We start from the raw sequence: 12,887 nt of genomic DNA on the forward strand, positions 1-12,887 counted from the left end.
GTTTATTTACCCTCCTTTGCGAACTCTGCTTTCTGTTTTTCCAGATGCGGAGGAGTAACTTCGTACATCGCATCGATCAATTGATCCACCGTCATCTTCTCATAAGACTCGGCTTTCTTGATCGCATCTGTCACAGCTTGTTTCGCTTCTTCAATCACTTGGTTTTCATCCGCTTCCGTCCACAGACCTTTGGATTCGAGGAAACGGCGGAAACGAACCAGCGGTTCTTTCTCGTCGTACTCAGATGGCTCATCTTTGGCACGGTAGCGGGTTGGATCGTCACCCGACATCGAGTGCGGTCCAAGGCGATAGTTGATCGCTTCGATCAATGTTGGACCTTCGCCGTTGCGGGCGCGTTCTGCTGCATCGTGCACAGCTTGGTACACAGCCAGCACGTCAAATCCGTCTACTTGAATGCTACGAACACCGGCGGCTACACCTTTTTGCGCGATGGAAGCGGCATTCGTTTGCTTCTTGAACGGTGTGGAGATCGCATAACCGTTGTTTTGCACCACAAAGATCGCAGGCAGTTTATAGACGCCAGCAAAGTTCATTGCTTCATAGAAATCCCCTTGCGAGCTACCGCCGTCTCCGGTGAAGGTGATGGCTACACGTTTCTCACCACGTTGTTTGAAAGCCATCGCTACACCGGAGGTTTGCACGTATTGTGCACCGATGATGATTTGCGGCATCAGCACATGCACATCTTCAGGAATTTGTCCGCCATGGATGTGCCCTTTGGACCACAGGAACGCCTGATACATCGGATAACCGTGCCAGTACAATTGTGGAATATCACGATAGCCCGGCAGGATGAAGTCGTCTTTGTTAAGCGCGAATTCACTACCGATCATCGTCGCCTCTTGACCCGACACAGGCGCATAGAAACCAAGACGCCCTTGGCGAGCCAAGTTAACCGCGCGCTGATCCCAGACGCGGGTAAACACCATGCGTCTCATCAATTCCCGCAGTTGCTCGTCGCTCAACTTTGGCATTGCATCTTTATTCACCACTTTACCTTCTACAGACAGAACGGCAAATGGCTCAATCGGTTGTAACCGAACTTCAGCATTTCCAAACATGTTGCGTTGTTTGGTCTTCGCCATGGTATCACCCCATTTTATAAGTCTCAGTGAAAACGTTTCACTGTTATAACTATAACCGCAATCTGTTTTAGTACAGGATGAGGATCGCTCCGGAAATCAATTGCTATGCTTCAATTTCCCCTGTTGAAACAAACGCTCATAATTCAATAATACAACTCATAAAAAATTTGTCAATCAACCTTTCTCCTTTAAGATGCTCATTAAACTTTTAAATCATGAACTGACTGTTTTCTGTTCCACCCTCTTGAATAAATTTACCAACCATAAAAGATTCCCTGCTCTTTTATTCTTCCTTAAAGCGCTTCGCTATTTTCGCATAAACGCAGAGAAAAATAAATGCAGATTAATAAGAATATTCTAATTATATTTGTGCGAGGAAGAAATAATTAGAAAAATGGATTATCGCTATGTAAAATGCATTTACTAATTATATTGAAAATTTGTTTCGAATTGAAGTACAATTACATAACAAAGACATAATGGATGTATTTCGCAGCAAAAGAGGTGACGTTAGATGAATTTTATTTTAGAAGCAGACCCTCCAAGTAGTTAAACCAATAAATGAACGGGTGTAGCCAATCAGCGCCATCTCCCCAATAATTACCAAGCCAAACTCAGGAACCTTCCTGAGTTTATTATTTTACGTGGCATAAAAAAAGGAACCCAAATTGGGTTCCAAACCTCCCCCTAGGATGAAGTTGGCAACAACTTCTCATCGGGCGGTTGATCCTCCTGCGTCAACGGTGACGCCATAATTCGGGAGATCCGCAACTGATCCATTTCTTCCACAGTGAACAGCCAGTCTCCGAAAGCGACCTGATCCCCCACGCTCGGCACCTTCTCCAGTTCCGAAAACAACCAACCACCGATCGTGTCATTATCATGGTCTTCAATCTGAATATGAAGCAATTCATTCACATCTTCAATCAACAACCCTGCATCAATAGACGCATTACGTCCCTTCCGCAAGATATGAGGCCGTTCATTGTCAAACTCGTCTTGGATCTCACCGAAAATCTCCTCTATGATATCTTCGGTAGTCAAAATGCCGGCCGTTCCGCCATATTCATCAACGACAATCGCCATTCCCGCGCGATTTTTTTGCAATTGGCGCAAGATGTCCTTCACTTCCATCGTTTCTGGCACAACTGTAGCCGGCCGGGCCAACTCCGAGAGATTCGGCTCTTTTCCTTCTGTCATCAGCTGATACACGTCGCGAATATGCACAATCCCTTTGATGTCGTCCTTGTCCCGGCCGCATAATGGGAATCGCGTATGCGGCGTCTGTTTGATCCGTTCCAGATTGGCATGAAACGGCTCATTCTCATACAGACAAACGATTTTAACGCGCGGTACCATCACTTCCCGGGCAACCCGTTCCGTGAAATCAAACACGTTGTCAAACAGGGTCAACTCGGTTTGATCAATCACGCCGCTCTTATGGCTTTGCGCGATGAGCATCCGAATTTCCTCTTCGGTGTGCGCCTGGTGGGTTTCATTGGATTCGACGCCAAACCACCTCAAACACAAGTTGGCCGCATTGTTCAGGACGTAGATAAAGGGTCGGAAAACGACATAAAACCAGTTGAGCGGCATGGCCGTCCACAAGGTAATGGATTCCGCTTGGCGAATCGCCCAAGACTTTGGTGCCATCTCACCCAAGACGATATGCAAAAACGTGATGAGGGTGAAGGCAACGATCACCGCCACCGCATGAATCATCCATTCGGGCATACCCAGATAGATGAACAGCGGCGATATCAATTTGACGATGGCTGGTTCCCCAATCCAACCCAACGCCAAGGAAGCCAGTGTAATCCCCAGTTGCGTCGCCGACAGATAGGCGTCCAGATTGGCCAGGATTTTCTGCGCAACCCGGCCGCGCCGGTCTTCCAATTGGGCGATTCGTGTCGATCGCACCTTGACTATGGCGAATTCGGCTGCAACAAAAAATCCGTTAAGGAATACAAAAAACACTACCAAAGACATCATAAGAAGCGGTTCTATCACGTCTTCCAATCAAGTTCTCCTCCTAAGAGCGCGAAAAAATATGTTTTCTCTGTATTATATCACCTTTTCCCAAGGTATGTTCAGTCCCCAACAAACTTACGAATCGCATGTGCCACACCGTTTTCCGTGTTTGGTTTAGTCACGAAACGGCAAATCTGCTTCACTTCGTCCTCAGCATTGCCCATCGCCACCGGAACACCTGCCACTTTCATCATGGATCGGTCATTCTGGTTGTCACCGATCACCATGACTTCTTGCATCGGCACACCGTAACGCTCCGCCAACTTTTGCACCGCGATCCCTTTTTGTGCCTTTTGATCGTTTACTTCAAAGTTGTAGACAGAAGAAGCGGATACCGCTACATCTGAAACGGCTTCGGCACGCTGCCTGACTCTCTTCAATTTGGTTAAATCACTCGACAGCGCCACTGCTTTATAGATGCCGATCGAGGGATCAGCCAGAATGTCTTCGGCGTACCGCCCTTTCACCCGATCTTCGATCCGATTGCGCCTGCGTTCAGTGAAACTCTCCAACCATTGGTGCAATGAGGTGTCAACCTGTTCAAGCTTGTCCATTTCCGCTTTGATGATCTCAATCCCGTCACGGTTGCGATAAATCCCATCTCGAGTGTAAAACTCATAATATGTCCCACCATCTTTAAGCAAGTGTGCCAGTTCGTCTACTTTGCCCGGGGACATGAAGATCTCTTCAACCATTTCACCGTCAGGCAACTGCGTGCAGGCGCCATTCAAATAAATGAGCGGTCCTGTAAATTCGATTTCATCCAACACTCTGCGGGCACCATGATAGGAGCGGCCCGTCGCAATGGCCACCACCACGCCTTTGGCCTGCGCTGCGGCGATGGCTTGCCGATTGACCTCACTTACCCGCCCTTCATGATCCAACAGGGTGCCATCCATATCGATGGCGATTAACTTCACCATACCATCCACCCTTTCCCTTCTTTATAACAAGCGTTTCATTCCCTTGTTTCATTCCGACTAAACAGCTTCATCGCGCTTTTAATCTTTCCATTCTGTCAGGAGCCGATGTGCTTCATCGTTTTAAACCGCATGGGCCGGGCAAATTGTGTATAATAGGGACAGACCTTTAATGGACAAGGATGAGTGCAATGCAAACGACAGAACAACAAACTCCCCGCCTGTGGGGAGATAAACGTTTTCATACATGGAACCACCACCTGCGCCAAGTGTTTGGCGAAAAGATCTTCAAGGTGTCCTTAGATGGCGGGTTTACCTGTCCCAACCGCGACGGCAAGGCCGCTATCGGAGGATGCACCTTTTGTAGCGCCCGCGGTTCGGGTGATTTCGCGGGAAACCGCCGTGATGACTTGCTCAAACAATTTCACGATGTAAAAGAGCGCATGCATACCAAATGGCCTGATGCAAAGTACATCGGGTATTTTCAAGCGTTTAGCAACACGTACGCACCGGTGGAAGAGTTGCGGGAGATGTACGAAGTGATTCTGGAGCAAGAAGGGGTAGTCGGCTTGTCGATTGCCACGCGCCCCGATTGCTTGCCGGACGATGTGGTCGAATATCTGGCCGAACTGAATCAGCGCACCTACCTGTGGGTTGAGCTGGGACTGCAATCGATCCACGAAGAGACATCTAAACTGGTCAACCGCGGGCATGATTACGAATGTTTCCTGGAAGGCGTAGCAAAGTTGCGCAAGCACGGCATCCGTACATGCGCCCACATCATCCACGGCTTGCCGGGCGAAACAGAAGAAATGATGCTCCAGACAGTGGAAGCTTGCGCCAACATGGATATTCAGGGCATGAAAATCCACTTGTTGCATCTGTTGAAAAACACCCCCATGGTCAAGCAGTACGAAGCGGGGCTAGTCCAATTTTTGGAGCAAGACCAATATGTTCGGCTCGTAGCTGACTCCTTGGAAATGCTGCCCCCTGACGTGGTGATCCATCGCGTGACCGGGGATGGCCCGCCTGATTTGTTGATCGGCCCGATGTGGAGTCGCAAAAAGTGGGAAGTGCTCAATGCAATCGATGCCGAGCTGGTACGGCGTAACTCCTGGCAAGGCAAAAAAGCCAAACCCCGCAACGCTGAGCGGCTTCATCCGAACAGGGTGTGATTAACTATGATCCTACCTTCCATCTTGGCCAGCGCCCACGCTGCGGTGAAAGCCGCCTGCCCTCCCGGCTCCATCGCCGTGGACGGCACGATCGGCAATGGCCATGATACCTTATTCCTGGCCGAATGCGTAGGCCCCACCGGCCATGTTTATGGATTTGATATCCAACAGGCGGCGATCGAGCGTACCCACGCCCGATTGCAACAAGCCGGCCGACGCGAACGGGTCACTTTATTCCATACCAGCCACCACCTCTTGGCGGAGCAACTGCCCGAAGATACACGCGGCCATGTTCGCGCCTTCATGTTTAACTTAGGGTATCTCCCGCACGGAGATGAACAGGTAATCACCCAGCCACACACCACCTTACACGCGTTGGAAGCAGCGACCTCGTGGATGGCAACAGGGGGCATTCTCAGCGTAGCCCTGTACACCGGCCATCCCGGTGGGGAGGAAGAAGCACGCGCTGTCATCGATTGGGCCCGTTCCCTCCCCGCCCACGCCTATCAAGTGATGTGGCAACAAACCATCAACCGAAACCAAGCACCTTCCCTGCTACTGATCGAAAAAAAACACGTGAAAAAAAGGGGTGACGGTCTTTCTTGACCATCACCCTTTTTTCCTGCTTGGGCTCAATCCACGCAAGCTTTTCATGCCACTAAATGCACAAAAAAACATCTCCCATTTGGAAGATGTTATGTTCAAATATTGAACTGCCGTCGCGTTAACGATTCCGTTTTTGTTTTGCCGCAAGTGCACTCAAGCGCTCTTCGCTGCTCTTCATCCATTTTTTCATCATGTCCTCGAAATCGCCCGAGTTTTTGTTGCGGCCGCCACCTCGACGGTCCCCGCCCCTTTTCTCGCGCGGCCGATCATCGCTCAGTGCTTTGATCGACAAGGAGATTTTGCCTGACGGATCAATGGACAACACTTTCGTTTTTACTGTAGCACCTACTTGCAATACATCTTCAACTTTTTCTACATACTTTGTCGAAATTTGAGAGATGTGAACTAAACCTGTTTCTCCTGATTCTAATTTAATAAAGGCTCCGAAAGGTTTAGTGGAAATCACTTCTCCCTGTACGACGGCCCCTTCCTTTAACTCGCTCATTATAACACTCCCGAAGTGGAATTCATTCTGTACAAAAGTACCATTTATTTTTTGAAAAGTCAACGGGTATTTATCCCAGCAAAGAATATGATTCGTAGAGTTATCAAGGCTTCGTGCCCACTCCTCCTACGAACAATATATGGGAAAATAGGCGGGAAATATGCCTCTACCCTCGCCCTTCCTTTAGTGTAACCCGTTTTCGCCAACGCCATGAACCATTGCTCGATGTTTGCAAATCACTCAATTTTCATAATGAATCCTGCATATTTAATCATTTATACCAACCTCCTTCACGAACGACAATTAATTATGTTATACTTTTTAACGATTGATACACCACATATGAACGAAAAATTAATTCGGGGTTTGAATGAGTTTATTTACAATCGGGTCGTGTTTGCTTTAGCTACCAGTGAAACCTGCCATTTCATCCCATATGTATGGTTACCAGACACCCCTTTTGTAAGCTCACACCCCAGAAAAAAAAGGTGGATGCTTAAGAATGAGTATCGTCATTCCTACAGAGAAACCGGCACTTCAACTGTTGCGCAGCCAACAAGTGCACATGAATCTGTCCGTCGCGGAACTGGTTGAACACGCCGTCACCCGCGGAGAAGCCATCTTGACCAAAGAAGGAGCCTTGCGGGCGACCACGGGTTCATTCACTGGACGTTCCCCCAAAGATAAATACATTGTCAACGAACCGACGATCACGGATAAGATTGACTGGGGCACGGTTAATCAGGCGATGGCGCCGGAACAATTTGCCCACATTCTAAAACGCTTACAATCTTATTTGAAAGAAAAAGAGCTTTTCATCTTTGATGGATTCGCCGGAGCCGATTCGACCTACCGCCTGCCAATCCGCGTGATCAATGAATATGCATGGCACAACCTGTTTGTGCGCCAATTGTTCATTCGTCCAGAGAAGGAAGAATTGGCCAACCACCAACCGGAATTCACCGTCGTTTGCGTGCCGCATTTCGAAATCGATCCCGAACAAGACGGCACCCGCTCCAGCACGCTGATCGCCATCAGCTTCGAGCATAAGATGGTTATCATTGCCGGCACTGAATACGCTGGTGAAATGAAAAAATCGATCTTCAGCGTGATGAACCATTTATTGCCGGAATACGGTGTGATGCCGATGCACTGCTCTGCCAATGTGGGAGAAGACGGGGATGTCGCCCTGTTCTTCGGTCTGTCCGGCACCGGCAAAACCACGTTATCAGCTGACCCTGAACGCCGCCTGATCGGTGATGACGAGCATGGCTGGTCCGACCATGGGGTGTTCAACTTCGAGGGTGGATGCTACGCGAAATGCATCGGCTTAACCAAAGAAAAAGAGCCGCAAATTTGGGAAGCGATCCGGTTTGGCACCGTTTTGGAAAACGTGGTGCTGGATGAAACGCGCCAAGCGGATTTCAAAGACAACAGCCTGACGGAAAACACCCGAGCCGCCTATCCGATCGATTACATTCCTGGAGCGGTGATTCCTGGAGTGGCTGGACATCCTAACGTCATCCTCTTTTTGACTGCAGATGCATTTGGCGTCTTGCCACCGATCGCCAAATTGACACCGGAACAAGCAATGTATCACTTCTTGGCTGGTTACACCAGTAAGCTCGCCGGTACGGAACGCGGTGTCACCGAGCCGGAGGCGACTTTCTCCACTTGCTTTGGCGCTCCATTCTTGCCACGTCCGGCCCATGTCTATGCTGACATGCTCGGTAAGAAAATCGAGCAACATGGAGTGGACGTCTACTTGGTCAATACCGGATGGACCGGAGGCCCTTACGGTACAGGCCAACGCATGAACCTGGCCTATACCCGCGCCATGGTACGTGCAGCGATTAATGGTTCGCTCAAACAAGCCGACTTTGAGACTGATCCCATCTTTGGCTTGCATATACCGACTTCTTGCCCCGATGTGCCTGCCGAACTTTTGAATCCGCGGCACACCTGGCAAGATCCGGTTGCTTATGACCAAGCAGCGCGCGAGTTGGCCGAACGTTTCCATCGACACTTCGACAAATTCACTGGCATTAGCGAAGCAATCAAGCAAGCAGGCCCCATCCGCTAAGCCTGACACTACTATCCTCATCCCAAGCCCGGCTCCAAGAGCCGGGCTTCTTCTTTGCAAGAAGCCATTTCCATGATGTTTCACTTGAAAACGACCAATAATATTGGTATCATCACGAAAGTGAAACCGCACGGAGCAATGACAGCATGAAGGGAAGCATATGCCATGAACAAACCTGTAGTGATCGGCGTGGCGGGCGGATCGGGTTCCGGCAAAACCACTGTCGCGCGCAAACTGGTGGAGCAATTCGCCGATTCTGTCGTCTATCTCGAACAAGATTCCTATTACAAAGACCAATCGCATTTAACCCTTGAGGAGCGCCAAAAGACAAACTACGATCATCCACTCTCCTTTGACACCGACCTGTTGATCGAACAGTTGTCGCAGCTGCTCCAATACAAATCCATCGACAAGCCGGTCTATGATTACACTGAGCATACGAGAGCGCCGGAAACGGTGAGGCTTGAACCGAAGGACGTCATCATCTTGGAAGGGATTCTCATCTTAGACGATGAGCGTTTGCGTAATATGATGGACATCAAAATCTTTGTCGACACAGATGCCGATGTACGCATTTTGCGCCGGATTGAAAGGGATATCAAAGAACGGGGTCGCACGTTCCAATCGGTGATGGATCAATATCTTAACGTCGTTCGTCCCATGCACTTGCAGTTTATCGAACCGAGTAAACGTTACGCTGACTTGATCATTCCCGAAGGCGGACACAACCAAGTCGCCATCAATCTTTTGATTAACCACATCCGTATGTATTTGCACACAGCCAATACCCGTTGACCAGTCTTCCAGGAGTCGATGTCCTGGAAGATTTTTCTTGTTTCCGGCCTCCTGTTTTCAAAAATTTAAGAATAATGTTCTTGTTTTCACCAGGGGAATGCAGTAAAATAAGCGATAGTTTATTTCATAATTCTTTCCAAAACAGGAGGAATTTATGGTGAATGCCATATATTCAGAAACGATTCAAACCACACGGGAAGATCTTCTTACCCACCCGGTTTATACGATGGTCAATTCGCCCGAACGTATCAAAATCTTCATGAAACACCATGTTTTTGCCGTTTGGGATTATATGAATGTGCTCAAACGGCTCCAACGGCAGCTAACTTCCCTCTCCATCCCGTGGATCCCGCGGGCGCATGCCGAGTATGTCCGCTATATCAACGAGATGGTACTGACGGAAGAAGCTGACGAGGACGGGCAAGGAGGCTACGCCAGCCACTTTGAAATGTACATACAAGCCATGGATGAAGCTGGAGCTGACATCACCCCGATACAGCAGTATGTGGAAATGATCATCGCGGGATACCATCCGCTTGAATCCTTATACTCTAGCGAAATCCCCCCCACTGTTGCCGACTTCGTCAGACAGAGCCTGGAATTATCGCTGAACGGTAAACCCCATGAAGTCGCCGCTTGGTTTATTTTCGGGCGTGATGATCTGATCCCTGATATGTTCGCAACCTTATTGCGTTCTCTGGAACAGCAGGGAATCCATAATCGGTTCACCTCTTATTTGCGACGCCATCTCGCCGTAGACGGCAGGCGCAATGGCCCGCTTGCTGAAAAACTGCTGCAATCCTTGTGCGGCAACGACCCCTTGAAACGAGAACAAGCCTACCGGATTGCACAATCGGCGTTGGAAGCGCGCCTCCGGCTATGGGACGGCATCACCGATGAGATCAAGCGCACCGGAGTTTAACTACCGCACAAAAAAGCCCGGGCAGCGAAACTGTGCCGGGCCAACATTTATCGGCTTTCTTCTTTTTGTTGTTCTAATTTTTTGAGTTGTGTGGTCAGCACGCTGAGGCGGTGCTTCAATTCTTCGCCCCACTCTTTATCATTTAACACTTTGGATACTCTCAAGAGATCGAGTGAATGGTCGATTTGTTCGCGTAGGATCGGCTCCAGATCATCCGTTTCTTGGAAACTGATCCCAGCCTCTTTCCATTCTGCGATCATTTCCGGAGTGATCGTTTCACGGAGGGTGACCTCTCTCACACGGTCTTCCAGCGCATATTCAATCACCAATTCAAATTCTTCCTTAACCGCAGGATGCACTTCCATCGAATGACAGACTGGACAAAACATTAACGGAACCTGATGCACCATGATGGACTGCTGCCGATAAGATCCAATTAATCCAATCATGGAGGCGCCACAGCAGTAACCCATGGGCTTTCCCTCCTCTTCCCACTCATAATCGACCACATGTTTTAGGACATTTGATGGAAAAACAAAGAAGCTTGTGTATATATTTTACCACAAATCTGAGTAATCCAAACCATAAGACCAAAAGAAAAAACATAGCGAATCTTACTCCGCTATGTTTTATCTCTCACTTGCACCAATCTACATCACAATCATCTGCATAGCGCGGTTGTAATTTTGTTTTATTATCTGCGGCAAAAATTTGCGCGCCATCCATCATGTACCCCTCGCGCATGCTCATCTCTTTGGTTCGCAAATCCATTTCGCCTACCGGTTGGTGGTTGTGATAAAAGACCAACCGACCGTCTTCCAAGCGACCCGTCACTTTATCGCTGATATCAGCCCATCCCATAAAAAACATCCCCCTCCTTGCACCTTTTTTAATTGTCCATAGTCTGTCTCGGACCGAGAGGCGATATGCAAAGAGGGGGACCGGCTTCACACTTTACTCGCTAATCATTTCTTCATATTTTTCTGCTGGCAGAAGCTTTTCCAAATCAGCCTCATTTGACATTTCGACAACGATCATCCAGCCTTCTTCGTACGGTGAATCGTTCACATTCTCCGGAGAATCGGTCAGCTCTCCATTGACTTCCACGACTTTTCCGCTGACTGGAGCATACAACTCCGAAACGGTTTTCACAGACTCAACACTGCCGAATGGTTCATCGACGACAAGTTCGGTTCCTACTTCTGGTAATTCTACGAATACGATGTCACCCAATTCGGATTGCGCGAAGTCGGTGATCCCGATACGGGCCAAGTTGCCCTCCGTTTTTACCCATTCATGTTCTTTGGAATAACGTAGCTCTTTTGGCAAGTTCATGTCGATTCCCTCCGGATCTTAAGCTTCTGTTTCAGCCAGCACCCGTTCCAGCGGACGTTTCAGCATCGAGAGCGCTTTCTCGCCGGCTGAACGGTGACGCAGCAGGCCGTTTGCATCGAATAAGTAAAATGCAGGCACAAATTCGTTTTCGAACGCATCCACCACACGATGTTCGTTGTCGATGCCTTGTGGATGTTTCAGTTCGTATTTTACTATGGTTTCTTTCACCGCGTCCACATCTGTATCTTTCTCCGAGCGCGGCATATGAATCCCAACCAGTTTCAGCTTGGGGATTTCCTCCCGCATTTTATTGAGTTCAGGCAAACTTTCTTTGCACATGTGGCAACTGATCGACCAAAAATGAACGAGCACAGGGCTTCCTTTCAATTCTTCCTTGGTCACCTCTTGATTGACCCATTCCGTCACACCATTGATTTCAGGCATTTCTGTGCGTAATCGAAGCGCCATGTTCTCCATCCTCCTGTCATATATGGAAAGAAAGGACCTAACGCGACGGACGTTAGGCCCTCTACTCACTTATCTTAAAGCGTTTTTTGCCCCGGTTTCCAGTTGGCCGGGCACAAGCCGCCGGTTTGCAGAGCTTGCAGTACGCGCAGCGTTTCATCCACGTCACGACCGATGTTGTTGTCGTTTACCACTTGGTAACGCAAAATGCCGTCCGGATCGATGATGAACAAACCGCGCAGGGCAATGCCTTCCTCCTCAATCAGCACACCGTAGTCACGGCTTACTTTATGAGTGGTGTCAGCAGCCAAGGGGAAGTTGATGTCACCCAAACCGTTTTCGCTACGAGGCGTATTGATCCAAGCACGGTGGGAGTATTTGCTGTCGGTGCTCACTCCGAGGATCTCTGCATCAAGATCTTGAAACTCTTCATAACGGTCAGACAAAGCTGTAATCTCGGTTGGGCAGACAAATGTAAAATCAAGTGGGTAGAAGAACAGAACCAGCCATTTTCCTTTGTAATCGGAAAGAGAAACTTTCTCGTCCAATGTTTCCAGATTTTTGGTGCTCTCCATTTCAAAATCTGGAGCTGGCAACCCTACAAGACGTTGAGCCACTTGAACAACCTCCTCAAGTTATGAAACTAGCCATTACTATTTCATGCCACATTCTTTACCTTGCCCATCATAGAAGGGTCTTAAAACAGTAGGTGGCAATGCTTGGCACATATTTAACATACCATGCCCCTAGATTATAGTCAATACTATTTTATAGTAATTATAAAGTAATAATATTTATCGATTGTCCGCTTTGCTTCCCAACTATTTATTTCCTTTCCTTACCGATTTATCCTGCAATTGCGCCTGGAGAAAGGGCTAAAGAGCCGGGCTATGGCTACCGCTATGTCATCGAAACCGGCGCTTGTACTAACACTTGAGCAAGCT

Annotated in this window: 14 protein-coding genes; 5 read left to right on the forward strand and 9 right to left on the reverse strand. The window is 48.6% G+C overall.

All coding sequences use genetic code 11. From position 1 onward, the window contains the following. Positions 1-2: 2 nt before the first annotated feature. The 3 genes from pdhA to EDC32_RS07335 form a co-directional block, all read right to left on the reverse strand. A complete protein-coding gene (pdhA, locus tag EDC32_RS07325) occupies positions 3-1,082 on the reverse strand; it encodes a pyruvate dehydrogenase (acetyl-transferring) E1 component subunit alpha (RefSeq protein WP_246026911.1) in 1,080 nt (359 codons plus the stop codon). 711 nt (positions 1,083-1,793) lie between these two features. Then, complete coding sequence (locus EDC32_RS07330) at positions 1,794-3,116, reverse strand: hemolysin family protein (RefSeq protein ID WP_342774501.1); 1,323 nt, start codon at positions 3,114-3,116, stop codon at positions 1,794-1,796. Positions 3,117-3,196: 80 nt separating this feature from the next. Further along, entirely contained in the window at positions 3,197-4,060 is an 864-nt protein-coding gene (locus EDC32_RS07335; RefSeq protein WP_132221075.1) for a Cof-type HAD-IIB family hydrolase, read from the reverse strand. 188 nt (positions 4,061-4,248) lie between these two features. On the opposite strand from EDC32_RS07335, the gene mnmL reads away from it, so the two are divergent. Continuing rightward, complete coding sequence (gene mnmL, locus EDC32_RS07340) at positions 4,249-5,232, forward strand: tRNA modification radical SAM protein MnmL/YtqA (RefSeq protein ID WP_375163153.1); 984 nt, start codon at positions 4,249-4,251, stop codon at positions 5,230-5,232. 6 nt (positions 5,233-5,238) lie between these two features. Continuing rightward, positions 5,239-5,838, forward strand: a complete 600-nt coding sequence (gene mnmM, locus EDC32_RS07345; RefSeq protein WP_132221079.1) for a tRNA 5-(aminomethyl)-2-thiouridylate-methyltransferase MnmM — start codon at positions 5,239-5,241, stop codon at positions 5,836-5,838. Positions 5,839-5,956: 118 nt separating this feature from the next. Here mnmM and EDC32_RS07350 read toward each other — a convergent pair whose 3' ends face one another. Continuing rightward, entirely contained in the window at positions 5,957-6,343 is a 387-nt protein-coding gene (locus tag EDC32_RS07350; protein WP_022737004.1) for a S1 RNA-binding domain-containing protein, read from the reverse strand. 502 nt (positions 6,344-6,845) lie between these two features. On the opposite strand from EDC32_RS07350, the gene pckA reads away from it, so the two are divergent. From pckA to EDC32_RS07365, 3 genes are all read left to right on the forward strand, one after another. Next, positions 6,846-8,426, forward strand: coding sequence for a phosphoenolpyruvate carboxykinase (ATP) (gene pckA / locus EDC32_RS07355; protein ID WP_132221081.1), 1,581 nt, complete (start codon positions 6,846-6,848; stop codon positions 8,424-8,426). A gap of 165 nt (positions 8,427-8,591) precedes the next feature. After that, a complete protein-coding gene (gene udk, locus EDC32_RS07360) occupies positions 8,592-9,221 on the forward strand; it encodes a uridine kinase (protein WP_022737006.1) in 630 nt (209 codons plus the stop codon). Between the two features lie 154 nt (positions 9,222-9,375). Beyond that, positions 9,376-10,143 (forward strand): DUF3050 domain-containing protein, encoded by a 768-nt coding sequence (locus EDC32_RS07365; RefSeq protein ID WP_246026891.1) that lies wholly within the window; start codon positions 9,376-9,378, stop codon positions 10,141-10,143. A 47-nt stretch (positions 10,144-10,190) separates the two neighbouring features. Here the strand turns inward: EDC32_RS07365 and EDC32_RS07370 are convergent, their stop codons facing one another. The 5 genes from EDC32_RS07370 to EDC32_RS07390 all read right to left on the reverse strand — a co-directional run bounded on the left by EDC32_RS07370 (position 10,191) and on the right by EDC32_RS07390 (position 12,560). Beyond that, entirely contained in the window at positions 10,191-10,616 is a 426-nt protein-coding gene (locus tag EDC32_RS07370; protein WP_022737008.1) for a hypothetical protein, read from the reverse strand. Positions 10,617-10,779: 163 nt separating this feature from the next. Then, positions 10,780-11,004, reverse strand: coding sequence for a DUF2553 family protein (locus EDC32_RS07375; RefSeq protein ID WP_158283270.1), 225 nt, complete (start codon positions 11,002-11,004; stop codon positions 10,780-10,782). 93 nt (positions 11,005-11,097) lie between these two features. Beyond that, positions 11,098-11,478: a glycine cleavage system protein GcvH gene (gcvH, locus tag EDC32_RS07380; protein WP_022737010.1), complete on the reverse strand. Its 381-nt coding sequence runs from the start codon at positions 11,476-11,478 to the stop codon at positions 11,098-11,100. Between the two features lie 18 nt (positions 11,479-11,496). Beyond that, positions 11,497-11,946, reverse strand: a complete 450-nt coding sequence (locus tag EDC32_RS07385) for a TlpA family protein disulfide reductase (protein WP_022737011.1) — start codon at positions 11,944-11,946, stop codon at positions 11,497-11,499. 74 nt (positions 11,947-12,020) lie between these two features. Further along, on the reverse strand, positions 12,021-12,560 hold the full coding sequence (locus EDC32_RS07390; protein ID WP_022737012.1) for a peroxiredoxin: 540 nt from the start codon (positions 12,558-12,560) through the stop codon (positions 12,021-12,023). Positions 12,561-12,887: the final 327 nt, after the last annotated feature.

Source organism: Laceyella sacchari (assembly GCF_004343255.1).
GTDB classification, from domain to species: Bacteria; Bacillota; Bacilli; order Thermoactinomycetales; family Thermoactinomycetaceae; genus Laceyella; species Laceyella sacchari.

Coding starts and splice junctions, on each gene's coding strand:
- pdhA (WP_246026911.1), bottom strand. CDS start 1,082: ATGTTTGGAAATGCTGAAGTTCGGTTACAACCGATTGAGCCATTTGCC.
- EDC32_RS07335 (WP_132221075.1), bottom strand. CDS start 4,060: ATGGTGAAGTTAATCGCCATCGATATGGATGGCACCCTGTTGGATCAT.
- mnmL (WP_375163153.1), top strand. CDS start 4,249: ATGCAAACGACAGAACAACAAACTCCCCGCCTGTGGGGAGATAAACGT.
- mnmM (WP_132221079.1), top strand. CDS start 5,239: ATGATCCTACCTTCCATCTTGGCCAGCGCCCACGCTGCGGTGAAAGCC.
- EDC32_RS07350 (WP_022737004.1), bottom strand. CDS start 6,343: ATGAGCGAGTTAAAGGAAGGGGCCGTCGTACAGGGAGAAGTGATTTCC.
- pckA (WP_132221081.1), top strand. CDS start 6,846: ATGAGTATCGTCATTCCTACAGAGAAACCGGCACTTCAACTGTTGCGC.
- udk (WP_022737006.1), top strand. CDS start 8,592: ATGAACAAACCTGTAGTGATCGGCGTGGCGGGCGGATCGGGTTCCGGC.
- EDC32_RS07365 (WP_246026891.1), top strand. CDS start 9,376: ATGGTGAATGCCATATATTCAGAAACGATTCAAACCACACGGGAAGAT.
- EDC32_RS07370 (WP_022737008.1), bottom strand. CDS start 10,616: ATGGGTTACTGCTGTGGCGCCTCCATGATTGGATTAATTGGATCTTAT.
- EDC32_RS07375 (WP_158283270.1), bottom strand. CDS start 11,004: ATGGGATGGGCTGATATCAGCGATAAAGTGACGGGTCGCTTGGAAGAC.
- gcvH (WP_022737010.1), bottom strand. CDS start 11,478: ATGAACTTGCCAAAAGAGCTACGTTATTCCAAAGAACATGAATGGGTA.
- EDC32_RS07385 (WP_022737011.1), bottom strand. CDS start 11,946: ATGGCGCTTCGATTACGCACAGAAATGCCTGAAATCAATGGTGTGACG.